The organism is Winogradskyella sp. KYW1333 (assembly GCF_003335675.1).
Classification (GTDB): domain Bacteria; phylum Bacteroidota; class Bacteroidia; order Flavobacteriales; family Flavobacteriaceae; genus Winogradskyella.
Genome location: NZ_QPHL01000010.1, coordinates 25,972 through 50,955 on the forward strand (window position 1 = coordinate 25,972; position 24,984 = coordinate 50,955).

Below are 24,984 nucleotides of genomic sequence, written 5' to 3' on the forward strand. Positions count from 1 at the left end.
ATATCATTCAAAGACCAGATATTGGAGGGAATTCCAGAACAATTACCTGAGCAAAAACCATATGACACAGAAATAAATCACGCTCCAAAGCGAAAAGCTATTTTATCTGATCAAGAAGAAAAATTAGCCTTAAAAAATGCCTTACGCTATTTTGATAAAAAGCATCATGCGACATTACTCCCAGAATTTAAAAATGAACTAGATACTTACGGCCGTATTTACATGTATAGACTGCGTCCAGACTATAAAATGTACGCCAGACCAATTGATGAATATCCAGCAAAGTCTAAACAAGCCGCTGGTATAATGCTTATGATTCAAAATAATTTAGATTATGCTGTCGCGCAGCATCCTCATGAGCTAATTACCTATGGTGGAAATGGAGGTGTTTTTTCAAATTGGGCACAATATAGATTAACAATGAAATATCTGGCAGAGATGAATGACGAGCAAACACTTGTTATATATTCTGGTCATCCAATGGGTTTATTTCCTTCTCATAAAGAGGCGCCACGCGTTGTTGTTACAAATGGTATGATGATACCTAATTATTCTAAGCCTGATGATTGGGAAAAGTATAATGCGCTTGGTGTAACACAGTATGGCCAAATGACAGCTGGAAGCTATATGTACATTGGACCCCAAGGTATTGTACATGGCACCGCAATTACAGTGTTAAACGGATTCAGAAAAATTGGAAAATCACCAAAAGGTAATTTATTTGTTACATCTGGACTTGGCGGTATGTCTGGAGCTCAACCAAAAGCAGGTAATATCGCTGGATGCATCACAGTCTGTGCAGAAGTAAACGCTAAAATCACAAAAGTTAGATTGGATCAAGGTTGGATAGATGAAAAAATTACTGATCTTGATGAATTGGTATCTAGAGTGGAACATGCAAAAGAGAAAAATGAAACTGTTTCAATTGCATATTTAGGTAATGTTGTTGATGTATGGGAAAAATTTGATGAAGCGAATGTTCATATCGACTTAGGAAGCGACCAAACATCATTGCATAATCCTTGGGCCGGAGGTTACTATCCTGTTGGATTAACATTTGACGAAGCCAATGATATGATGGCAAGTGATCCTGTAAAATTTAAAGAGAAAGTACAAGAAGCATTACGAAGACACGCTTCTGCAATAAATAAACACACGGCAAAGGGAACTTATTTCTTTGATTACGGAAATGCATTTTTACTTGAAGCCTCAAGAGCTGGAGCAGATGTATTATCTGACGGTAGTGAATTAGGCAGAGAATTTAAGTATCCAAGTTATGTACAAGATATAATGGGACCAATGTGTTTCGACTACGGGTTTGGACCATTCCGATGGGTTTGTGCATCCGGAAAACCTGAAGATTTAGAAAAAACAGATAAAATTGCCTGTGATGTATTAAACAAAATAATGCAGAATTCTCCAATGGAGATTCAGCAACAAATGGCTGATAACATACAGTGGATTGAAGGAGCTCAAAAAAATAAATTAGTTGTGGGTTCACAGGCAAGAATTTTATATGCAGATGCTGAAGGTCGTGTAAAAATTGCTGAGGCATTTAATGAGGCAATTAAAAAAGGTGAAATTGACGAAGTTATTTTAGGCAGAGATCATCATGACGTTTCCGGAACAGATTCGCCCTACAGGGAAACAAGTAATATCTATGATGGTTCAAGATTCACAGCAGATATGGCTATTCATAATGTGATTGGAGACAGTTTTAGAGGAGCCACTTGGGTAAGTATACACAATGGCGGTGGCGTTGGATGGGGCGAAGTAATTAATGGTGGCTTTGGTATGGTTCTTGATGGCACTAATGAAGCATCAAGACGTTTAAAACAAATGTTATTTTGGGACGTAAACAACGGAATTTCAAGACGAAGTTGGGCAAGAAATGAAGGCGCCATTTTCGCGATTAAAAGAGCTATGGAAGCCGAACCAAACTTAAAAGTAACATTACCAAACCCAGTTGATGATAGTTTATTGGAAAAAATTTAAAAAAAGCCATATGAAAAAATTATTAAAATTTATCCCCATTTTAGTTTTTGCTCTTGTTTTAACATCATGCAGCTCTGTAAAAGTTGCAACAGATTATGATAGAGAAGCAAATTTTGACCAATACAAGACCTTTGCTTTTTTTAAGCCAGGTATTGATAAAGCAGAAATCAGTGACTTAGATAAACGTAGGATCTTGAGAGCTATTGAAACAGAATTACTTGCTAAAGGCTACACTAAATCAGAAGATCCAGATATGTTAGTTAGCATGTTCACCAAATCAACCCAAAGAGTAGATGTTTATAACAATGCCTGGGGTTGGGGCGGCTGGGGCTGGGGAGGCTACGGTGGCTGGGGCTGGGGTCCTGGCTGGGGAGGCAACCAAGTTTCTACGAGCACAGAAGGTATGCTTTACATTGATATAATTGATAACGCTAAGAAGGAATTAATTTGGCAAGGCTCAGGCACTGGTTACTTGGTAACAAAAAATATTGAGAAGAAAGAGGCTCGCATTAAGGAATTTGTTCAGAAAACTTTGATGCAATTCCCACCAGAAAAATAACTCGTTAAAAATACTAGTATTGAAAAGCACCAATGATTGGTGCTTTTTTTGATTTGATAGCTATACAAATTAGGCTTTCATTCTAAATAATATATCTTTGCCGACTTTTAAGCACATCTATTATGATACTTGGCCAAACTACAAGAAAGAACTTTACTCAAAACCCAAAGAATGATATATTATCAGGATTGACTGTTGCACTGGCATTAGTTCCAGAGGCAGTAGCATTTGCCTTTGTTGCAGGTGTAGATCCTCTGGTAGGATTATACGGTGCTTTTATGATGGGTATAGTTACCGCATTATTTGGTGGTAGACCTGGTATGATTTCTGGCGCAACAGGCGCTATGGCCGTAGTGATGGTACACTTGATTCAGAAAGGAAACGAAGTTGGGATGACGTTAGAAGCACCAATTGAAAATCTTGGCTTACAATGGCTTTTTATCACCCTTTTATTTGTAGGCGGAATTCAGATACTAGCTGGTATTTTTAAACTAGGCAAATTTGTTAGATTAATTCCACATCCAGTAATGATGGGATTTGTTAATGGATTGGCAATAGTCATATTTTTGTCTCAGCTTGGACTTTTTCCAAACGCTGTACCTAAAGATATTTTATTTCTAAACAATACATCCGAATGGTTTTCGGCACTATTCTCTAATTTACCTTTTTGGAAAATGATGGGCTTCATAGGCTTGACCATGGGTATTATGTATGGACTGCCAAAACTAACAAAAAAGATTCCTGCAGCCTTAATTGCAATTATTGCAGTTGCTTGCATCACCATCTTTGGTGGAATTGAAATGAGCACAGTAGGTAGCTTTATTAGAGAAGGTGGTGGCGAAGGATTACAAGGTGGCTTACCTACTTTTCAAGATCAGATTTTTGGACTTTTTGGTACTTTAGCTGGCCATTGGGATTTAATAATATCTACAGCATTCATTCTAGCAGCTGTTGGTTTAATTGAGTCTTTAATGACTTTAAATTTAGTTGATGAGATAACCGAAACTAGAGGTAATGGCAACAGAGAGTGTATAGCCCAAGGTGGAGCAAATGTACTTAATGGACTTTTTGGAGGTATGGGTGGCTGTGCCATGATTGGCCAATCAATTATCAACGTAGATTCAGGAGGGCGTGGAAGACTCTCAGGAGCCGTTGCTGCCATAGCATTGTTATGCTTTGTATTATTCGGAGCACCTCTAATTGAACAAATTCCTATTGCAGCATTAGTAGGTGTTATGTTTATGGTGGTGATTGGAACATTTGCGTGGAGTAGTTTTAGAATACTGAGAAAAATACCAATTTCAGATGCTATTGTTTTAATAGCTGTTTCAGCAATTACAGTCTGGAAAGATTTAGCAGTTGCTGTAATTGCAGGTGTCATTATTTCTGCATTAGTTTTTGCTTGGAAAAATGCTACAATGATTAGAGCACGTAAGCGTATTCAACCAGATGGAACAAAAACCTATGAAATATGGGGTCCATTATTTTTTGGTTCGATTCAAAATTTCAATTCTAAGTTTGATGTCAAAAATGATCCCGATAAAGTTGAAATTGATTTTATAGAATCTCGTATAAGTGACCATTCAGCCTTAGAAGCTATATTCAATTTGGTAAATAAATACAAAACCGAAGGAAAGGAAATTAAGCTTAAACATCTTAGTCAAGATTGTAAAGTTCTGTTACGTAAAGGAAGTCCACTTTTTGAAGATATTATAGTAGAAGCAATTGATGATCCTCGTTATTATTTGGCAGAAGATCCTGAAAAGTTCACAAAACCATTATCTGATTACAATCTGTAGATCGAATTACATCTGCACGTTTTTTTCCTCGGGAAATTGACTTGGTATATCTTCAGGGCTCTCATCCAACATTTGACGTAAATCTATTTCAATACCTCTTGCAATAGTGGAAATTGGCACATCATTTGGTCCGCCTTCAAACGGATTTTCACCTGTTCTCGCTAATCTTTCCATGGTATGAAAAGCCCATGATACAATTGCGCAAAATGGAACTGCTGTCCAAATAAAATATTTTCCAATTAAATAAAAACTATCTGACATAGAATGACCTATTTCCGCAAACTCAGGTATAAGGCCAAATGGTAATAAAATTGCAAATACTCTTGTAAGATACAGAGATAAACTTGCGTATTGCCTTGGATATGGAAAGTTTTTAATACGCTCAGACTTTCCTTGATGTGTAAATAATGATTCTAAAACATTCTCAAGCTCCAGAAAAGCAAATTCCCAAATAAGTCCCTTTTCCTTTAAGTTTCTAATACGTTTAGACTGTAAATACAACAAGGCCGTTTGCTTGTTTCCTTTAGATAGAACATAAGTTCTTTCTTCTTCGGATAAATACATTAATAAATTATCTTCAAGTGTAGATACTTCTTCTGGAATATGAATCATATCTCGCCATTCTTGATTGGTTTTAGCCTGATGCTGTGTTTCCCAAGATTTTCTTTGACGCATAGCATATCTCATTGCGGTCATCCATGCAATATGCCTATATATTAACGTAGTTTTATGATACTTCAATTCATCTTCGGCAACAGGCTTATCACAATACTCATCAGTAACCATATCTTGAATCTTCATTCCCCAAGTTCTAGAGGTGTTCACTATTCCTCCCCAAATTTTTCTAGCTTCCCATATTCTACCATAAGCAGAATTGTTTTGAAAACCAACCAAGAAGGCAACGGCTGTACCAATTAAAGCCACTGGCGTCCATGGCACATTTAGAAAAGTAAATTCAAAAACATGGTATAATACAGTAATTATACCAGCATATAAAAGATATATTAAAGATTCTCCTCGTGTCCAAAGCACCATGTCTTTGACCGAGTATCGTTTTTTAGTTAGCATCTATAAATTTTTAGTACAATGATTTTATTCCTTTAGCACATTAAACATGCAAAATACAATGAGAATACAACCTGTTATTTTTTAAAATAGAAAGATACAAATTCTATAATTTGACTTTTCATAATTAATTATTTTAATTTTTACCTTTAGAGGATAAAGTCAACAAAAATAAAAATGAAAATCCAGCAATTACTCTACCTCCTTTTTATAATATTATCGCACGCTTTATTTGCTCAGAACCTATCAAAAACAGATAAACGAATTTTAAGTTCTATTGAGCAAAACAATTCAGAAGCAATTTCCTTTTTAAAGAAAGTTGTTAATATAAATAGTGGCACCATGAACCTTGAAGGTGTTAAGAAAGTTGGAATGGTGTTTAAGGATGCTTTTGAAGACATCAATTTTGAAACTTCATGGATTGAAATGCCAGAAGAAATGAATAGAGCTGGGCACTTCTTTGCCGAAACATCTGGTAATAAAGGACAAAAACTATTACTCATAGGACATCTAGATACGGTTTTTGAGTCAGACAGTCCTTTCCAAGAATTTAAAATGGTAAATGATAGTATTGCTCATGCACCAGGTGGAAATGATATGAAAGGCGGTGATGTTATCATTTTATATGCATTAAAGGCATTACATGAAAACAACCTATTGAATAATGCTCAAATTATTGTTGCCTTTACCGGTGATGAAGAAAGCACAGGAAAACCATTAAGTATTAGCAGAAAAGATTTAGTGAACGCAGCTAAGCGAAGTGATATTGCCTTAGGATTTGAAACTTCAACTGGATTTAATTATGCGACTATTGCCAGAAGAGGGTCTTCCGGTTGGAAAGTAGAAGTTTCTGGTAAACGCGCACATTCATCAGGAATATTTAATGAACATGTTGGAGCAGGTGCGATTTTTGAAATGTCTCGGATACTAAATGAGTTTTATACCTCAGTAAAAGGTGAAGAATACCTAACCTTTAACCCAGGTGTATTACTTGGTGGTACATTTTTAGAATTAGATGAAATGACCAGCAAAGGAAATACCTTCGGGAAAAGTAATGTTGTATCACAAACTGCCATCGTAAAAGGTGGACTGCGATTTATTTCCGAAAAACAAAAAGAAGATGCTCGTTCAAAAATGAAAGCTATCGTTGAGAATAACTTACCACAGACCTCAGCAGAAATTTCATTTACAGATAGCTATCCAGCTATGGGACCTACCGATGGAAATAAAAACCTATTATCCATATTAAACACGGTAAGCATGGATTTAAATCAAGGAGAGGTATTGGCTTACGACCCAGGAAAACGTGGCGCCGCAGATACTTCATTTGTTGCAGAATATGTTGATTGTTTAGATGGATTGGGTACAATGGGCTCAGGCGCACATACTCCAGAGGAAACTGTAAATCTCAACACTTTTGAAGCCTTAACTAAAAGAACAGCTATACTTATTTATAGATTAATAAATCAATAATCTAAAATCATCTCAATTTTAGCTTTAATCTTTTCAGTTGATGGTATCATAGTTTCTTCCAATGTAGAATTCAATGGAATAGCTGGCATATTTTCACTACCAATAACCATAACTGGCCCATCTAAATACTTAAAACATTCTTCCTGAATTTTACCGGCCAAGGCTCTGGCAAAACTATTATTCGAAGGTTCTTCAGTTACAACTAAACACTTACCTGTTTTCTTTACAGATTTCATTATAGTATCCTCATCCAATGGAAACAAAGTTCTGAGGTCAATAATTTCAATTTGGTCTCTCAATCCCAATTCACCAGATGCATTGTATGCCCAATGTACTCCCATACCATAGCTGACAATTGTGAGTGTTTCAACATCTTCTTGTTTCCAAATTTCTTGAAGAACCCAAGCTTTACCAAATGGCAGAATATAATCTTCTGCAGGCTCAATTGAAGTTGCTGTTTTTGTACCAGGCACTTTAGACCAATACAACCCTTTATGTTCTAAAATGACAACCGGATTTGGATCGTGATAAGCTGCTTTCATCAACCCCTTTAAATCTGCACCATTACTAGGGTAAGCAATTTTTATCCCTCTAATATTCGTAACAACACTCTCTACTGATGAAGAGTGGTATGGTCCTCCACTACCATATGCGCCAATGGGAACCCTAAGAATCATACTCACCGGCCATTTCCCATTTGTTAAATAACAACTTCGGCTTACTTCGGTAAATAACTGGTTTAATCCTGGCCAAATATAATCTGCAAATTGCACCTCAACAATTGGCTTTAATCCAACGGCACTCATTCCAACGGTAGAACCTACGATAAATGCCTCTTGTATTGGTGTATTAAACACACGATCGTCACCAAATTTCTGTGCCAATGTTGCAGTCTCTCTAAAAACGCCTCCTAATCGACCACCAACATCTTGCCCATATAATAAACACTCTTTATGCTCACGCATTAGCTCCTCTACGGCAAACAAAGCGCAATCTACCATAACAACTCTCTCTGCACCTTCTGGTTCACGCACACCACTTTCTTCAATAATAGGTGTTGGCACAAAGTCGTGTGTAAATAAATCTTCAGGTTTTGGGTCTTCTGCTTTTAAAGCTTTTTTAAAATCAGAATCAACTTTTCTATAAGCTGATTCTTCTAATTTTTTTACTTCCTGTTTTGAAAATCCAGCATCCAATAACTGCTTTTTAATAACTGGGTATGGATCTCTAAATTTAGCTTCATCTAAATCATCTCTATACCACTCCATGCGTACACCAGAAGTATGATGATTTAATAGCGGCACTTTTGCATGCACCAGAATTGGTCTTCTTTCTTTTCTAATAGTTGCAATTACTTCCTCTAAAGCATTGTAGCTTTCTATAAAATTTGCTCCATCAATACTTATAGCATCAAGACCATGAAATCCTTTAGCATATTCAAATGCATTTTGAGCTCTAGTTTCTTCGGCATTTGCAGATATGTCCCAACCATTATCTTGAACCAGATAAAGAATTGGCATCTGTTTTAAAGCAGCCATTTGGAATGCCTCAGCAATTTCACCCTCTGTTACAGATGCATCTCCCAAGGAACAAACCACTAAGGGGTTTTCCATTGTGATCTCATTTAGTCCTTGTAGTTCCTTGTACTTAATTCCCATCGCAACTCCTGTTGCAGGAATAGCTTGCATACCTGTTGCAGAAGATTGATGCGGAATTTTAGGTTTGTCATCATCCTTTAGACTTGGGTGAGAATAGTAAGACCGACCACCAGAAAACGGATCATCCTTCTTGGCTAAAAGCTGCAGCATTAAATCGTAAGGTTCCATACCAAACGCAAGCAACATGGCATCATCCCGATAATAAGGAAATGCATAATCTTGAGGCAACAATTGCAATCCAAGAGCTATTTGAACAGCTTCATGACCTCTTGATGTAGCGTGTACATATTTTGAAACTTGCTTGAAATTAGCCTCATATAACTCAGTCATTGCCTTGGCCGTACAGAGTTTTATAAAGCCTTTCTTTAATATTTCTTTTTTCATTTAAGCGAGTTCATTTTGAACCTTTCTCATCCAACCAAACTTATCTTCTATAAGGCCAGTTTTTATTGCATTAAGGGTATCATTGACTTTTACTCCTACTGGATTTTCGGTTGAAACATGAATCGTATCACCTTCCTTACCTATCTCCTGTATATATGCTATACCAACTGCAGTTCCAGTACCAAAAGCTTCTTCTAGTTCCCCGTTTTTTGAAGCTTCTCTAATTTCTAGAATGGTAATTTTTCTTTCCGTGACCTTATAGCCCAGATCTCTTAATAACTCTATGACACTTGCCCTTGTTATTCCATGTAATACAGAACCATCTAATTCTGGCGTTATAAATTCACCATTTATTTTAAAGAAGATATTCATTGTTCCAACTTCTTGGATAAACATGTGCTCATCAGCATCTAACCATAAAACCTGATCATAGCCTTTTGACTTGGCCAACTCTGTAGGTCTTATTGCTGCAGCATAATTGCCTGCTGCTTTTGCCTCTCCAGTTCCTCCTTGTGCTGCTCTAATAAAAAAATTCTCAGCCCATAATTTTATTGGTTTACTGAAAAATAGTCCTGCTGGAGAAGCCATTATTATAAATTTAAAATGGGTAGCAGCTCTCATACCAATAAATGGTTCGTCCGCATACATAAATGGTCTTAGGTACAATGCACTTCCTTGTTGAGGTGGTATCCAATTTCTTTCTATACTGACAAGCTCCCTTAAGCCTTCCACAAATAATTCTTCAGGAAATAATGGCATACCCATTCTATCTGCACTTTTATTCATTCTAGTGGCATTTTGTTCTGGTCTAAAAAGCATTGGTGTACCTTCTGGATCCTTGTAGGCTTTCATACCCTCAAAAATCGCCTGACCATAATGTAATGCCATCGCAGCAGGGTGTGTTGGTATGGGTCTTAAAGGTTCTATTCTTGGGTTAACCCATACTCCGTTTTCATAATCACAAACGAACATATGGTCCGTAAAGGTTGTTCCTAAAGGAATATTATCAAAATCTAATTGGTCTATACCAGATTTTTCAACTTTATTAATATTGATTGAATAAGACATAACTTATATTTTTCTATTAATATCAAATTGTTCAAAATAATCTGCTACACGACGGACAAAACTCCCACCTAAAAAGCCATCTACAACTCTGTGATCGAAAGAAAGTGATAAATACATCATGCTTCTAATTGCAATTTCGTCACCATTTTCAGTTTCGATAACTTCAGGGCGTTTTTTAATAATACCCAAAGCAAGAATGGCAACTTCTGGCTGGTTTATTATTGGTGTACCCATAACACTCCCAAATGTTCCCACATTAGAAATAGTGAAAGTACTTCCCTTAATATCATCTCCCTGCAGATTATTTTCACGAGCTTTTGAAGCCAATAAGTTTACATCTTTCACTAGCTCTAATAAACTCTTTGAATCCGTATTTTTAACAACAGGAACAATTAAATTACCACTTGGTAAAGCCGTTGCCATACCAATATTAATATCTTTCTTTATAATGATATTTTTCCCATCTACGGATGCATTTATATCAGGGAAGTCTTTAATTGCTTTTGCGACTGCTTCCACAAACAATGGTGTAAAAGTGAGCTTCTCGCCATATTTTTCTTGGAAGACTTTTTTGTTAGTATTTCTCCACATCACCATATTAGTCAAATCTGCTTCTACATAAGCAGTTACATGTGGTGATGTGTGTTTTGAATACACCATATGATCTGCTATCATTTGACGCATGCGATCCATCTCTACAATCTTACCCTTACCCTTATCAAAAGTCAATTGAGGAATTCGATAAGCAGTTGGATCTTGAGTTAAGGACTGGGCAAATTTATATGGTCTACCCTCTTCAATATATTGAAATACATCACTCTTACGCAATCTACCTTCCTTACCAGTAGTAGGTATTCGAGCCAGCTCTTCAAAACTTATATGATGTTCCTTTGCAATTGAAATTATTAATGGAGAGAAGAATGTATTAGAATTTGAAACACTAAACTTTTCCGTGTTTTGCAGTTGAAGTGTTTGGGGTTTAATTACAACCTTCTTTTGCTTACGTTCTGAGAATTCAAGTTTTTTGGAAATGATACTCTTTTTAGGTTTTGAATTCACAGTCTCGCCATTACCCTCAATAATAGCTATGGTATCACCTATTTTAATGACCTCATTAACTTCAAACAAAATTTCTACAATAGTACCGGAAATATTAGATGGCACCTCGGAATCAACTTTATCAGTTGCAACTTCTAACAGCATTTCGTCCTCTTCAATAGGGTCTCCAACATCCTTAAACCATGTGATAATAGCTGCTTCAGTTATACTTTCACCCAATCGGGGCATTTTAAATTCAATTTTAGCCAATTTGAATATAGTTTTTATAAGCATCAAAGATACTTAATATCATAATTTTCTTGTGTTAAAAACTTTTAAATTGGATTAAAACAGAATTTTTTTCTTTATATTATATTTTTATAAATTTTTTATTCTTTTTATATTTGAGTTTTATTGATTAGACAAAATAAAATTCTTATGGCCTACAATTTGGATAAAATTGACACCCAAATACTGGGAATTCTCCAGCATAATAGTAACCGAACAACCAAAAGTATAGCAGATGAGTTAGGTATGACCACATCTCCTGTTTTTGAGCGTATTAAAAAGCTTGAAAGAGAAGGTTATATTAAAAAATATGTTGCTGTCTTAGACAATAAAAAGATAGGTCTTAAGCTTACGGTATTTATAGGCATTACACTCCAAGGACATACACGCAGCTACCTTGAAAAATTTGTGACTGAAATAAACAACTTCCCTGAAATAATTGAGTGCCATCGCGTAAGTGGAAACTTTGATTATCTATTAAAATTAGTTGTTGAAGATATACAAGCCTATGAGCACTTTATAATTTCTAAATTAACACTTTTACCTTATTTAGGAAATGTACAAAGTCTTATCACCTTGTCAACTGGGAAAGAAACTAATGAAATTGATTTGAATAATATTTAATTACTTTTTAGAAAAGTTTCTCGAAGTGTTTTGTAAAGATCATCTTGAAGTTTTCTATCAGATGGAACTTTTCGTAATGGCTCAACCTCCTTTAGTGTAGCATGACATTCAGCTGGTAATTGCTGATATAATTGTGTTCCTTTTGTTTTCCATGCTATCATTTTATCGCTCACTTGCTTAACAATTTTAGCAGGATTACCAACGACCAAACTTCGTTTTGGTATTTTGGTTTCCGCCTTTATAAAAGCCATTGCACCAACTATGGACTCATCACCTATTTCAGCATCATCCATAATTACGGTATTCATACCAATAAGACAATTTTTACCCAAGTTAGCACCATGAATTACGGCACCATGTCCAATATGAGCACTTTCTTTCAAGGTAATAGACTTGCCAGGAAACATATGTATAGTACAATTTTCTTGCACGTTAACGCCATCTTCTAAAATGATTTGACCCCAATCTCCTCTTATGGCTGCACCAGGTCCAATGTAACAGTTTTTGCCAATAATCACATTGCCAGTGACAGCAGCTAAAGGATGTACAAAGCTACTTTTGTGAACAACAGGAATATATCCTTGAAAACTGTAAATCATTACTTAAACCTCTTCAATGTCTCTTTTGTAAAATCACTTAAAACTAATCGACCACTAATTGCAGCACGTTCAGCTAATAAGGTATCCCAATCTTCAGTGCCTTGCCAGAACATCGACTTCATCTCCGCCATGGCTTCAGTATTGTAATTACATAAGTTCTCTGCAAATGCCTTAACCGCGTCATCAAGTTCTTCAGTTGTCTCATAAACTTGGGTGAATAAGCCCTTATGTTTTGCCCATTCTGCTGAATAAAAACTATTGGCATCAATTGCTATTTGGGACATTCCACTTAAACCTAACTTTCTTTCAACAGCTGGACCAACAACAAACGGTCCTATTCCAACATTAAGCTCACTCAATTTAATTGAGGCAAATTTTGTTGCCATACAATAATCTGTTGTAGATGCAAGACCAACACCTCCTCCAACGGTTTTTCCTTGTACTCTTCCAATTATGAATTTTGGACATTTTCGCATGGCATTAATGACATTGGCAAATCCTGAAAAGAATATTTTACCTGTGGTTTCATCATTAATACTTATAAGTTCATTAAAACTCGCGCCTGCACAAAACGTTCTGTCTCCTCCACTCTTTAGAACAATTACTTTGATTTTATAGTTCTGTCCAGCTTCGGTTATTGTATCTGCAAGTCTGGCAAGTATATCACTAGGTAATGAATTGTGAGCAGGATGAAAAAACTCAATATACCCTACTCCATTTTCTATGGTTTGTTTTACGTACGCTTCAGCCATAATTATATTAATCCAAATTGTTCAAAATGATGGTTCAAATGTTTTCGTTCTAGAAGATACCATTCATATCTGTTTAATTCTCCAAACACCATGTTATCTAGTATGGCATCTGGATTCTCTTTAAAGTATTCTATATACGCTTCACGTTGATCTTTAAATTTTGAAATAGCTGTTACTAAATCTGTGTGTTTTAAAGAGTCGAGTGTGTCTTTTTCAAGTAAAGGGAATTGCGAATTCTGAGGGAATTTTGAATAATCCCAAAGACTATTCTTTACTTTCTCTATTATCTTTTCTGGTGTAGAAACTTCAAAGTCTTGAATTTCTCCTGAAGCAATTTTATAAGTATATTCTAAATGCTCAATCATGTGCTGTGGTGTCATGATTCCCCATTTTGGCTTGGTATCTTCAGTGAGTTTAGATAGACATTCATTTATTTTTTCATCTGTCATTTCAACAAAAGTTTCTTGCTTTTTCTGAACCATAGTTAAAATGGTAGCAACTGCAACTAAAGGACTGTCTTTATCGCTCTTTTGGCTTTCTAGTCTGTTTTCGAAATTAGCATCAAAAACCTCTACATGCCATTTTACAATACCACTTGGATGTTCTGCTGAAGCTACATCTCTATCTACTTTTTCCTTACAGGTTAAACGCACATAAATTGTATTATTATGATATAATGGCCTTAAGAATCTAATACTATCTAATCCATAATTCGCTGCTACTGGACCTTTATTTGGATAAACAAACAAACCTGCCGCGGCCGAAATGATAAAATAACCATGAGCAGTCCGCTTTTCGAAAATACTACCATCTAAAGATGTAATATCTGTATGCGCATAAAAATGATCCCAAGTAAGATTAGCAAAATTTACAATGTCTGAATCCGTTATAGTACGATTGTGGGTTTTTAAAGACATACCCGGCCGAATATCTTCCCAGTGGTATTTAAATGGGTGTTGCTCTGCCTTTTTGTATTTAGCATTTTGTTGATAGATTCCTGTAATTTCTGTTATTGTAGTTGGCGAACCCTGAATTGCAGTACGCTGTAAATAATGTTTTATCCCACGCATTCCTCCCATTTCTTCACCACCACCAGCACGACCCGGACCACCATGAACTAAATAAGGCAAAGGTGAACCATGGCCAGTACTTTCTTTAGCACTTTCCCTATTTAACACTAAAATCCTACCATGATGACTTGCTGCATTAACCACATAATCTCTTGCAATATTATCATCATAAGTCACAATTGAAGACACCAACGAGCCTTTACCCATTTGCGCTAAAGTCACAGCCTCATCCAAGGTTTTGTAAGGCATAATAGTACTTACAGGCCCAAAAGCTTCTCGTTCATGGACAATTGTACTGTTAAATGGATGATCAGATCTCAATAAAATTGGGCTTATAAAGGCTCCTTTTTTTGCATCAGCACCAATGGTTTTTAATTTATCTAAATCACCATAAACAATCTCAGCCTCTTTTGCCAAATCATAAACCGAATCTTTCACGGCTTGCACTTGTTGACGACTAACTAAAGAACCCATTCGTACTTCTTTTAACCTTGGATCTCCAATTGTCACCTTGTCTAGTGCATTCCCCAAAGCAATTTGCACATCCTCAACTAATTTTTCAGGCACAATAATACGTCTAATCGCTGTACATTTTTGCCCAGCCTTTACAGTCATTTCTTTACGGACTTCTTTAATAAACAAGTCAAACTCTCTAGTTCCCGGTAGCGCATCCTCACCTAATATTGATGCATTTAATGAATCCGCTTCCATAGTAAAAGGTACAGATTCCTCAATAAGTCTTGAATGTGCTTTTAACAATTTGCCTGTTTGCGCTGATCCTGTAAAAGTCACTACATCTTGAGATTCAACAGTATCTAATATTGTCTTTACAGTACCATTAATAATTTGAAGAGAACCCTCTGGAAGAATACCAGAATCAATTATTGTTCTTGCCACAGCTTCTGCCAAATAAGACGAAGATGGCGCTGGTAAGACCACTGCCGGTACACCTGCCATCCAATTAACAGCGCATTTCTCCAACATTCCCCAAACTGGGAAATTAAATGCATTTATATGAACTGCTACACCCTTTTTTGGTACCATAATATGATGGGCCATAAAACGCCCACCTCTTGATAAATCAATTGGATCACCTTCTACATGAAAGGCTTGGTTTGGAAACAATTTACGTAACGACGCATTAGCGAAAAGATTACCAAATCCACCTTCAATATCTATCCAACTATCAACTTTAGTTGCTCCAGTTCTATAGCTTAATTCATAAAATACATCTTTTCTTTTAGTAAGGTATAATGCTAATTTTTTAAGCATATTACCTCTCTCTTGAAAGGTCATTTTACGAAGCTTTTCACCACCTTTAGATCGGCCGTATTGTAGAATTTCAGGAATATTCAAACCTTCTATTGCTACTGAAGCAAAAGCCTCTCCAGTAACTGCATCAAGAATTGGTGTTCCTTCTTCTGAACCAGTGGTCCAATGTCCTTGTACGTAATGTTGTATTTTTTTCATTTTAAACACGTTCTAAAATTGCAGCATAGCCTTGACCAACACCTATACACATGGTTACTAAGGCAAACTTCTTTTGTTGCTCATTTAGTTCTAAAGCGGCAGAATATGCTATCCTTGTTCCTGTTACACCCAATGGATGTCCTATAGCTATAGATCCACCATTTGGGTTTATTCTAGGATCATTGTCTTTTAAATCCCAAGCTCTTGTACAAGCCAATGCCTGTGCCGCGAAGGCCTCATTAAGCTCAATTACATCTATATCATCCATTGTTAATCCCGCTTTGTCCAATGCCTTATTTGACGCTTCAACAGGGCCTATACCCATAATTCTAGGCTCAACACCAACAACAGCTGAACTCACAATTCTCGCTAGCGGCTTAAGATTATATTTCTTTATTGCTTCTTCTGACGCAACTATTGTTGCAGCCGCACCATCATTTAATCCTGATGAATTACCAGCAGTAACACTTCCACCTTCTTTCTTAAAAGCAGATCGCAATTTCCCTAAAACTTCTATTGAGGTATTCGGTTTTACAAATTCATCTTTTGAGAATAAGATAGGATCCTTTTTACGCTGTGGAATTTCAACAGTTATTATTTCTTTCGCCAATCGCCCATTTTCTTGAGCCTTTGAAGCTTTCATCTGGCTCCAAAACGCAAACTTATCTTGGTCCTCTCTAGAAATATTATACTTCTCTACTAAATTCTCTGCAGTCATACCCATTCCATCTGTACCATACATTTGGTGCATTTTGGGGTTTATAAAACGCCACCCAAAAGTTGAATCATACATTTTAGAGTCACCTCCAAAAGCTGTAGATGGTTTCGCAATGACATAAGGTCCCCTTGTCATGTTTTCAACTCCTCCAGAAATAAATACATCTCCATCACCAGACTTAATAGCACGATTTGCATGTATTATTGCGGATAATCCTGAGCTACATAATCTGTTTACCGTTTCTCCCGGAACCGTATATGGTAAACCTGCCAATAGTGATGCCATTCTCGCCACATTGCGGTTGTCTTCTCCCGCTTGGTTGGCACAACCCATAATAACGTCATCGTAAGCCTCTTTGGGGATATTAGGATTTCGTTTAACAACTTCTGAAATTACTAAGGCTGCCATATCATCTGTACGAACAGCAGACAATGTGCCTTTATAACTTCCTATAGGTGTACGTACACCATCTATAATATATGCTTTCTTCATATTTTTATTCTTCCCAATCTTTTTGGGTTCTATAAACTATACCTTTGAATAACGCAACTAATTCTTCCTCTCGCTTAACCTCAATAACATTGAATCCAAGCTTATTCTTTACTTTTTCAATTACGGACTCTGCCACCAAGTAATCTCCTTCATTTACAGCTTCAATATGATTTATACTAGTCTCAATTGACACTGCATATTTTCCATGTGTATTAGCCGCAAATCCAAATGCCGCATCTGCTAATGAATAGCTTATGCCACCATGAGCTTTATTCATACTATTAATCATATCCTTTCTAATGGTCATTCCTAATTTGCAAAGACCAACCTCACACTCTAAGATTTCTATGCCCAACCATTGGCTAAAAGCATCTTGACTCAACATTTTATGTGGAATTGCCTCACCTTTCATTAAAAGAATGTCTTTTTATCTCTAAGCATTTTCCTTAATAATGGACTACAGCGATATCTGTCTTCGTGATACTCATCATAAAGTCTATCTAAAGTAGTAACGCAATTATCAATTCCTATCTCGTCTGCCCAAGCTAACAACCCTTTGGGATAATTAACACCCTTAGTCATGGCATTATCAATATCTTCTGCAGAAGCAATATTTAAAAATAAAGCATCTGTCGCTTCATTAATAAGCATTACTAGAACACGATTGAATATTTTATCACCAAGTATCTTATCTTCTGTAGGATTAGGTTTAGCAGTCCCTTCTGAATAATCGTAATAACCTTTACCAGATTTCCTACCTAAATATCCAGCTTCAGCAAGACGTTTTTGGGTAAATGACGGTTTGTATCTTGAATCAAAGTAAAAGGCTGTAAACACAGATTCTGTAACTGCATAATTAACATCGTTTCCAATGAAATCCATCAATTCAAAAGGTCCCATTGTAAATCCACCAATTGTCTTTAAACTCCAATCGATAGTTGCAAAATCAGCAATACCTTCTTCATAAATTCTAAGTGCTTCACCATAGTATGGCCTTGCCACTCTGTTAACAATAAATCCAGGTGTATCTTTAGCTACTGCTACCGTCTTTTTCCAATTTGTGATTACATCCACAGACTTGGAGAGCACTTCTTCAGATGTCTGTATGGCAGGAACAACCTCAACCAACTTCATTAACGGTGCAGGATTAAAAAAATGAATACCTATACATCGTTCTGGTTTTTTCAAAGCAGAGGCAATTGATGCAATTGATAAGCTCGATGTATTTGAGGCTAGAATACAATCCTCTGAAACATAGGTTTCGAGATGCTCAAATACCTTTTTCTTTATATCTAAATCTTCTACTATGGCTTCAATAGTTAAATTAGAATTTCCTAATTCATCTAAACTATTGACATAGTCTATATTAGATTGGATTCTTGATTTTTCTGCACTATCAATTCTACCTTTCTCAATAAGTCGAGACAGTATCTTATCCAAAGTATTTTCAGCCTTATGCAGTGCATCGATATTGGTGTCATATAATTTTACTGAACATCCTGAAGTGGCAGCAACTTGTGCTATACCACTTCCCATAGTTCCAGAACCTATAATTCCTACGTTCATTCTAATATTTTAAAAAGGTAGATTTTTTACATCTACATTACCGCCAGATAAAATTATACCGACTTTTATATTCTTAAATTCTTCTTTGTTTTTTAATACAGCTGCAAACGGTACTGCACAAGAAGGCTCGATTATTATTTTCATCCGTTCCCAAATGATTTGCATTGCATCAACAATTTCACTCTCCTCAACACGGATAATCTTCTCCACATATTTTTGAATAATAGGAAAATTACGATCACCTAAATGCGTTCTTAGTCCATCAGCAATTGTATGAAAGCTATTATTTGTTTCTATTTTACCAGAAATCAAAGAGCGATATGCATCATCTGCTTCCATTGGCTCTCCACCTATTACTCTACAATTTTTTGAAAAATACTGCGCAGCCAAAGCTGTACCAGCAATTAATCCTCCTCCACCAATTGGAGTTAAAATTACATCTAAATTAGGAAACTCTTCCAATAATTCTATCGCAACAGTACTATTACCATAAATCACCTCATCTTGATTTGACGGATGCAAAAAAGTAGCTCCGTTTAACTCTTCAATTTTTTTGGCAGTAGTTTCCCTAGCTTCTGGTGTTGATTCACATTCAATGATTTCACCGTGATAAGTCCTTACTCCATTTTTCTTTACTTGAGGAGCATTCTCAGGCATTACTATGAAAGCCTTAACATTTAATTTTTGAGCTGCTAAAGAAACTGCTTGTGCAAAATTGCCTGAGGAATGTGTTACCACACCTCTGCCCCTTTCGTCCTCTGAAAGTGATAGAATGGCATTTGCTGCACCTCGCATTTTAAACGCTCCCATTTTTTGAAAGTTCTCACATTTAAAAACAATATCAGCACCAACCATTTCATTTATTAAGCTAGAACTTAAAACAGGCGTTTTATGAATAAAGGGTTTTATTCTATTATGAACTTCTATGAGTGTTTCTTTATCCAACTAATTTCCTTTGAAATTTGGCTTTCGCTTTTCTATAAATGAAGCCACACCCTCAGCATAATCATTACTACTAGCTGCTTCTATTTGTAATTTGGACTCTAATGCCAATTGAACCTCTAAAGAATTGGTCATTGATTGATTAAATAATTCTTTGATAAGACCTAGCGCCTTAGTTGGCATATTAGAAACTTTATTCGCTAATTGATTTATGGTTTCGTCAAAAGCCTCTAATGGAACAGATTTATATATCATTCCCATTCTTTCCGCTTCTTCAGCAGAAATCTTGTCACCCAACATTGCTAAAGCTTGGGCTTTTTGAAACCCAATTAATCGTGGCAAAAAGTAAGTTCCTGCACTATCAGGAACCAATCCAATTAAACTAAATGCTTGAATAAAACTAACCTTTTCGTGTGCTACAACAATATCACAAGCCAAGGCAATATTAGCCCCAGCACCTGCGGCAACTCCATTTACGGCTCCAATAATTGGTTTTTTAATTGATCGTATTCTAGTTATTATTGGATTATAATGTTCCTCTAAGATTTTTTTAAATCCAGGATTAAGTGCTGGATCAGTCACTTCTTTTAAATCTTGACCCGCACAAAACGCTTTACCATTTCCAGTAAGAACTATTGCCCTAACATCTGGATTAGAATCGCAATCATCTAGAATTCCTTGGAGACTCAAAGCCATCTCACGATTAAAGCTATTGAAAACCTCCGGCCTATTTAAAGTTATTCGTGCTACTTTATTCTCTATTGTCAATAAAATTGAGTCATTCATACTATTCAGGTAATTTAAAATATGGATTATATATTAATCCTATAATATTGCTCCAAGGGTCTTTAACAGAACAAACCAATAGCTCACCACCAACATTTATTGGTTTCTCATGAATGGTAGCACCTAATTCTATTAATCTTTCCAACTCTTTTTGGATATCTTCAACACCCCAATAAGATAACACATTTTCTCCTTTTAAATTGGTTTCATTTCCCTCTGGCAATAGCCCCAATTCATATCCTTGGATATTAAATCCTACATAAAAAGATTCATCGAAATAGGGCTCAGTTTTAAAAGCTTTGGTATACCATGCCTTTGCTTGGGCCAAATCTTTAACTATATAAGCTGTTGTTCTTAATCCTAACATTACTTTAAACATTTAAAATAATCAAATGGTTCTTGGCAGTCTTCACATTGGAATTGTGCTTTGCAAGCAGTTGAACCAAACTGACTTACTAATCGTGTATTTTGAGAACCACAGTTAGTGCATTTTACAATTTTCTTACCATGCAACAAGACGTCCTTATCTGTTTCTGCCTCAAGCGGTGCTGCAATACCATAATCTTCCAATGCTTTTCTTCCTCGCGGCGTAATCCAATCTGTTGTCCAAGCAGGATGCAAAATTAAATTGATCTCTGATTTGTACCCAGCCTCTTCTAAAGCTTTTTTTATATCATCTCCAATGACATCCATCGCTGGACAACCACTATAAGTAGGTGTTATTTCTACCTTTACAACACCATCTTCAAATACGGCAGAACGCACAACACCCATGTCCATAATTGACAAAACCGGAATTTCAGGATCTGATACCTGTTCTAGAATTGCTATCAAAGATTTATCAATGATTTGTTCTGTAGTTGTCATTTTACCATTCCATATTTGGGTATGCACGTTGCATATATTGTAATTCTACCAATATATATCCTAAATGTTCGGTATGAATTCCTTGCTTACCACCTTTTTGGAAGTATTTAATATCAGGTACTTCTAAAGTTGATTCTTCTAATACTCCAGCCACATAATTATAGTATTCTTCCTTTAGTTTAATAACGTCAATACCAATTCCTTCAGCCACCATTGCCTTATCTGCTTCGGTTTGATGAAATAACTCATCTGTATAAACCCACAAATCTGCAATCGCTTCTTGCATTTTCGATTTACTTTCTTCAGTGCCATCACCTAAGCGCCTCACCCAATCTGAGGAGAAACGCTCATGATAACTTACCTCCTTGATGCACTTATTAGCTATAGCTGCTAAAGTTAAATCTGAACTTTTTTGCAATTCTCTTAGAAATACCAAATGATACGCATCGAATAAAAATTGCCTTGCAATTGTATAAGCAAAGTTGGTATTAGGTTGTTCTACCAATAACACATTTTTATAATCTCTTTCTTTTCTGAGCATGGCAATATCATCTTCTGATCTTCCATCACCTGCAATTTTACTTGCATACTGAAAATAACTTCTTACCTGTCCAAATAAGTCCAAGGAAATATTTGTGCATGCAATATCTGTTTCTAAATTTGGTCCATGACCTGTTAATTCTCCAAGCCGTTGGCCTAAGATCAATGAATTATCAGCAATACCAAGTATATAATTATATAAATTCTCGTTTTTCATTACATGTGTTTTACTTCATCTGGAACATCATAAAAAGTAGGATGTCTATATACTTTATCTTGTGCTGGTTCAAATAATTCTCCACTATTTTCTGGATTGGAAGCAGTAATATGTTTAGATTCTACCACCCAAATACTTACACCTTCATTACGTCTTGTATAAACATCTCTAGCATTTTCCAATGCCATATCTGCATCTGTAGCATGCAAGCTACCAAAGTGCCTGTGCTCTAATCCGTTTTTACTTCTTACGAATATTTCCCAAAGTGGCCAGTTTTTTGTTGACATAGTTTTAATTTTTTTAAACTGCTTGTTTTTCTTTTCTTGCTTGTTTCTTTTCTGCATAGGCCATTGCTGCATCTCTAACCCATTTACCACGCTCCCATGCACCAACACGTGCTTTCATTCTTTCCTTATTCATAGGACCATGTCCCTTAACAACCTGCAAAAATTCTTCCCAATCAATAGCCCCAAAGTCATAACTCTTTCTGTCTTTATTCCATTTTAAATCAGGGTCTGGAATTGTTAAACCTAAAACATCAGCTTGCGGCACAGTTTGATCAATAAACTGCTGACGTAATTCGTCATTTGTTTTACGTTTTAATTTCCATTTCATGGATTGTGCCGTATGTACAGATTTGTCATCTGTAGGTCCCAACATCATTAAACTTGGCCACCACCAGCGATTTAAAGCGTCTTGTGCCATTTCCTTTTGTTCTGGTGTTCCATTTGCGAGTTTCAGCATAATCTCAAACCCTTGTCTCTGATGAAAACTCTCTTCTTTACATACACGTATCATGGCTCTTGCATAAGGCCCAAAAGATGTATTGCATAATGGCACTTGATTAATAATAGCCGCACCATCAACCAACCAACCTATGGCACCCATATCTGCCCAAGTCAATGCAGGGTAATTAAATATACTTGAGTATTTGGCCTTCCCTGTATGCAACTGCTCGTATAATTCATCTCTTGAAACACCTAAGGTTTCACAGGCACTGTATAAATACAAACCATGACCAGCTTCATCCTGAACCTTGGCCAATAATGCTACTTTTCTCCTTAAAGAAGGTGCTCTGGTTATCCAATTACCTTCTGGTAACATACCAACAATTTCAGAATGGGCATGCTGAGAAATTTGCCTGATATGTGTTTTACGATATTTCTCTGGCATCCAATCTTTAGGTTCAATTTTCTCGTCACGTTCTATACGTGCTTCGAATTGAGCTTCTAAATTTTTAATTTGATCTTCACTCATTTTAAATTGGTCTTTATTTATTTTTCTTCTTCAATATTAAACATCAAAATCTACAATTACCTTTTCAGTAGTTGGAACAGCTTGGCAACTTAATACCAAGTTTTGTTTTAATTCTTCTTCCTCTAAAGCATAATTTATTTTCATCTCCACATCTCCTTCTTTAACTTCACACTTGCATGTACTGCAAACACCGCCCTTACAAGCAAATGGTAGATCAGCACCTGCATTTAGTGCAGCGTCCAATAAATTATCATAATCTTTAGTCATGGTAAACAAAAACTCTTTGCCACCATCAATTATAGTTACCTCAACACCTTCAACATTTTGTTTTGCCAAGCGTTCTTGTCGCTTAATATCTTCTTCTGTGAGACCCGTAACAAATAACTCAAAATGAACCAGTTCTTTTGGTAAGCCTGCCTCCATTAAATAGTTACTCACGTAGTTGACCATTTTTTCTGGTCCGCAAAGAAATACCTCGCTAGTATCTGGTATATCAATAAAAATCTTTGTGAGCACATCCATCTTTTTATCATCAAACCTTCCATTAAATAGTTCTATATCACGCTTTTCTTGGGTCAGAAAATAGTATATCTCTAATCGTCCAAAATAAGTGTTTCTCAACTGCTCTAGCTCTTCTTTAAAGATAATAGATTTTGCTGTTTTATTTACATAAAATAGCTTACAAGTTGAATTTGGCTCTCTTTTTAAGTGGGTTTTAATCATTGATATAATTGGTGTAATCCCACTACCTGCAGCAAAGAACAAGTAGTTTTTTGAAGCTACTTCAACTATATCAACTCCGAATGTGCCACTTGGAGCCATCACTTCAATATTTTGACCAGCATCTAGACTTTCATTTACATAGGTAGAAAACTTACCACCAAGTATTTGCTTAACGGCAACCTGCCACTTATCCTCCACAGGGCTGGAACATAATGAGTATGACCTTCGTACATCTTCTCCATTAATATCTGCTTTTAAGGTAAGATGCTGCCCTTGATGAAAAGAAAATTCATTTTTTAATGCATCTGGAACATCAATTGTAAGAACAGAACAATCGTCTGTTTCTTTATAAATATCCTTGATTTTTAAATTATAAAACTGAGCCATAAACTTTGTTTTAAATTTTAACTAACAATTGTTAGTTAGTGAACAAAGTTAAAAAATAATATCTAAACTATTTGTTAATACCATCCAGTAAAATCTGGCTTAGATTTTCTGTTAGATCATGGAGATCAATATCCTCTTTTTTGGGTATCCATAAATAGAGCGAGCGCAGGGTTGTTAGAATGGAAAACATCATTACATCTGGTTTTACATTTATTAGCTCACCCTTACCAATACCTTGCTCTAGAATATTTTTAAAATCATCCTCATACTCTGATCGCAACTTGATGTAGTAAGGCAGTTGTTCCTCTAAATGCATCCAATCGTTGTTTAGAGATGACATTCCATAAATATTCTGACTAGATAATGTTACATGAAGCTTAATAATGGCCTTTAATTTATTGACACAAGATTCGCCAGAACTTTTAATTTCTAGCATACCAGCCGTGAATTGTTCAGCAAGAGAAATGATAATAGTCTTAAGAATATCTTGTTTAGAATTTATATGGTTATAAAGACTAGCTGCTTTAATACCCATAGATTTTGCAATATCTCGCATCGTAACTGCACTATATCCTTTTTCCTTAAAAAGTTTAGTAGCTACCCTTATAATTTCCTCTTTTCGAGATTCAATTTTATTCTTCATTTCA

The 24,984-nt window shown here is 35.9% G+C and carries 24 protein-coding genes; 5 read left to right on the plus strand and 19 right to left on the minus strand.

The window, feature by feature from the left end; translation table 11 throughout:
• From DUZ96_RS01275 to DUZ96_RS01285, 3 genes are all read left to right on the plus strand, one after another.
• Positions 1 to 1,995 (plus strand): urocanate hydratase, encoded by a 1,995-nt coding sequence (locus DUZ96_RS01275; protein ID WP_114299873.1) that lies wholly within the window; start codon positions 1 to 3, stop codon positions 1,993 to 1,995.
• Positions 1,996 to 2,005: 10 nt separating this feature from the next.
• Positions 2,006 to 2,554 (plus strand): DUF4136 domain-containing protein, encoded by a 549-nt coding sequence (locus DUZ96_RS01280; protein WP_114299875.1) that lies wholly within the window; start codon positions 2,006 to 2,008, stop codon positions 2,552 to 2,554.
• A 122-nt stretch (positions 2,555 to 2,676) separates the two neighbouring features.
• Entirely contained in the window at positions 2,677 to 4,353 is a 1,677-nt protein-coding gene (locus DUZ96_RS01285; RefSeq protein ID WP_114299639.1) for a SulP family inorganic anion transporter, read from the plus strand.
• A gap of 6 nt (positions 4,354 to 4,359) precedes the next feature.
• On the opposite strand, the gene DUZ96_RS01290 is transcribed toward DUZ96_RS01285, so the two are convergent.
• Positions 4,360 to 5,421, minus strand: a complete 1,062-nt coding sequence (locus DUZ96_RS01290; RefSeq protein ID WP_258774286.1) for a bestrophin family protein — start codon at positions 5,419 to 5,421, stop codon at positions 4,360 to 4,362.
• Positions 5,422 to 5,595: 174 nt separating this feature from the next.
• Between DUZ96_RS01290 and DUZ96_RS01295 the strand changes: the two genes are divergently transcribed.
• Positions 5,596 to 6,891, plus strand: coding sequence for a M20/M25/M40 family metallo-hydrolase (locus DUZ96_RS01295; RefSeq protein ID WP_114299641.1), 1,296 nt, complete (start codon positions 5,596 to 5,598; stop codon positions 6,889 to 6,891).
• On the opposite strand, the gene DUZ96_RS01300 is transcribed toward DUZ96_RS01295, so the two are convergent.
• From DUZ96_RS01300 to DUZ96_RS01310, 3 genes are read right to left on the minus strand one after another with little or no spacing between them, the layout of a single operon-like run.
• Positions 6,885 to 8,933: a thiamine pyrophosphate-dependent enzyme gene (locus DUZ96_RS01300; RefSeq protein ID WP_114299643.1), complete on the minus strand. Its 2,049-nt coding sequence runs from the start codon at positions 8,931 to 8,933 to the stop codon at positions 6,885 to 6,887. The genes DUZ96_RS01295 and DUZ96_RS01300 overlap by 7 nt on opposite strands.
• Positions 8,934 to 10,001, minus strand: coding sequence for a branched-chain amino acid aminotransferase (locus DUZ96_RS01305; RefSeq protein ID WP_114299645.1), 1,068 nt, complete (start codon positions 9,999 to 10,001; stop codon positions 8,934 to 8,936).
• 3 nt (positions 10,002 to 10,004) lie between these two features.
• Complete coding sequence (locus tag DUZ96_RS01310; protein WP_114299879.1) at positions 10,005 to 11,288, minus strand: dihydrolipoamide acetyltransferase family protein; 1,284 nt, start codon at positions 11,286 to 11,288, stop codon at positions 10,005 to 10,007.
• Between the two features lie 189 nt (positions 11,289 to 11,477).
• Between DUZ96_RS01310 and DUZ96_RS01315 the strand changes: the two genes are divergently transcribed.
• Positions 11,478 to 11,951 (plus strand): Lrp/AsnC family transcriptional regulator, encoded by a 474-nt coding sequence (locus DUZ96_RS01315; protein ID WP_114299715.1) that lies wholly within the window; start codon positions 11,478 to 11,480, stop codon positions 11,949 to 11,951.
• Here the strand turns inward: DUZ96_RS01315 and DUZ96_RS01320 are convergent.
• The 15 genes from DUZ96_RS01320 to DUZ96_RS01390 form a co-directional block, all read right to left on the minus strand.
• The gene (locus DUZ96_RS01320) at positions 11,948 to 12,550 is read right to left on the minus strand and encodes a transferase hexapeptide repeat family protein (RefSeq protein ID WP_114299717.1); all 603 of its coding nucleotides are present in this window, start codon (positions 12,548 to 12,550) and stop codon (positions 11,948 to 11,950) included. The genes DUZ96_RS01315 and DUZ96_RS01320 overlap by 4 nt on opposite strands.
• A complete protein-coding gene (locus tag DUZ96_RS01325) occupies positions 12,550 to 13,302 on the minus strand; it encodes an enoyl-CoA hydratase/isomerase family protein (RefSeq protein WP_114299719.1) in 753 nt (250 codons plus the stop codon). Before DUZ96_RS01325 ends, DUZ96_RS01320 begins: the two co-directional genes overlap by 1 nt.
• 2 nt (positions 13,303 to 13,304) lie before the next feature.
• Positions 13,305 to 15,842: a phenylacetic acid degradation bifunctional protein PaaZ gene (paaZ, locus tag DUZ96_RS01330; protein ID WP_114299721.1), complete on the minus strand. Its 2,538-nt coding sequence runs from the start codon at positions 15,840 to 15,842 to the stop codon at positions 13,305 to 13,307.
• 1 nt (position 15,843) lies between these two features.
• Entirely contained in the window at positions 15,844 to 17,052 is a 1,209-nt protein-coding gene (locus DUZ96_RS01335; RefSeq protein WP_114299723.1) for an acetyl-CoA C-acyltransferase, read from the minus strand.
• A gap of 4 nt (positions 17,053 to 17,056) precedes the next feature.
• Positions 17,057 to 17,464 carry a PaaI family thioesterase gene (locus DUZ96_RS01340; protein WP_114299725.1) on the minus strand — a complete coding sequence of 136 codons (408 nt, stop codon included), beginning with the start codon at positions 17,462 to 17,464 and terminating at the stop codon, positions 17,057 to 17,059.
• Positions 17,464 to 18,618 (minus strand): 3-hydroxyacyl-CoA dehydrogenase NAD-binding domain-containing protein, encoded by a 1,155-nt coding sequence (locus DUZ96_RS01345; RefSeq protein WP_114299727.1) that lies wholly within the window; start codon positions 18,616 to 18,618, stop codon positions 17,464 to 17,466. Before DUZ96_RS01345 ends, DUZ96_RS01340 begins: the two co-directional genes overlap by 1 nt.
• A 9-nt stretch (positions 18,619 to 18,627) precedes the next feature.
• On the minus strand, positions 18,628 to 19,563 hold the full coding sequence (locus tag DUZ96_RS01350) for a pyridoxal-phosphate dependent enzyme (protein WP_114299729.1): 936 nt from the start codon (positions 19,561 to 19,563) through the stop codon (positions 18,628 to 18,630).
• On the minus strand, positions 19,564 to 20,346 hold the full coding sequence (locus DUZ96_RS01355; RefSeq protein ID WP_114299730.1) for an enoyl-CoA hydratase-related protein: 783 nt from the start codon (positions 20,344 to 20,346) through the stop codon (positions 19,564 to 19,566).
• Between the two features lies 1 nt (position 20,347).
• Complete coding sequence (locus DUZ96_RS01360) at positions 20,348 to 20,713, minus strand: VOC family protein (protein ID WP_114299883.1); 366 nt, start codon at positions 20,711 to 20,713, stop codon at positions 20,348 to 20,350.
• Entirely contained in the window at positions 20,713 to 21,213 is a 501-nt protein-coding gene (paaD, locus tag DUZ96_RS01365) for a 1,2-phenylacetyl-CoA epoxidase subunit PaaD (protein ID WP_114299881.1), read from the minus strand. Before paaD ends, DUZ96_RS01360 begins: the two co-directional genes overlap by 1 nt.
• Before the next feature lies 1 nt (position 21,214).
• Positions 21,215 to 21,970 carry a 1,2-phenylacetyl-CoA epoxidase subunit PaaC gene (gene paaC, locus DUZ96_RS01370; protein WP_114299732.1) on the minus strand — a complete coding sequence of 252 codons (756 nt, stop codon included), beginning with the start codon at positions 21,968 to 21,970 and terminating at the stop codon, positions 21,215 to 21,217.
• Positions 21,970 to 22,257, minus strand: coding sequence for a 1,2-phenylacetyl-CoA epoxidase subunit PaaB (gene paaB, locus DUZ96_RS01375; protein WP_114299734.1), 288 nt, complete (start codon positions 22,255 to 22,257; stop codon positions 21,970 to 21,972). Before paaB ends, paaC begins: the two co-directional genes overlap by 1 nt.
• 13 nt (positions 22,258 to 22,270) lie before the next feature.
• Positions 22,271 to 23,227: a 1,2-phenylacetyl-CoA epoxidase subunit PaaA gene (gene paaA, locus DUZ96_RS01380; RefSeq protein WP_114299736.1), complete on the minus strand. Its 957-nt coding sequence runs from the start codon at positions 23,225 to 23,227 to the stop codon at positions 22,271 to 22,273.
• Between the two features lie 36 nt (positions 23,228 to 23,263).
• Entirely contained in the window at positions 23,264 to 24,337 is a 1,074-nt protein-coding gene (locus tag DUZ96_RS01385; protein WP_114299738.1) for a 2Fe-2S iron-sulfur cluster-binding protein, read from the minus strand.
• Between the two features lie 67 nt (positions 24,338 to 24,404).
• Positions 24,405 to 24,980 carry a TetR/AcrR family transcriptional regulator gene (locus tag DUZ96_RS01390; RefSeq protein ID WP_114299740.1) on the minus strand — a complete coding sequence of 192 codons (576 nt, stop codon included), beginning with the start codon at positions 24,978 to 24,980 and terminating at the stop codon, positions 24,405 to 24,407.
• Between the last annotated feature and the right edge of the window lie 4 nt (positions 24,981 to 24,984).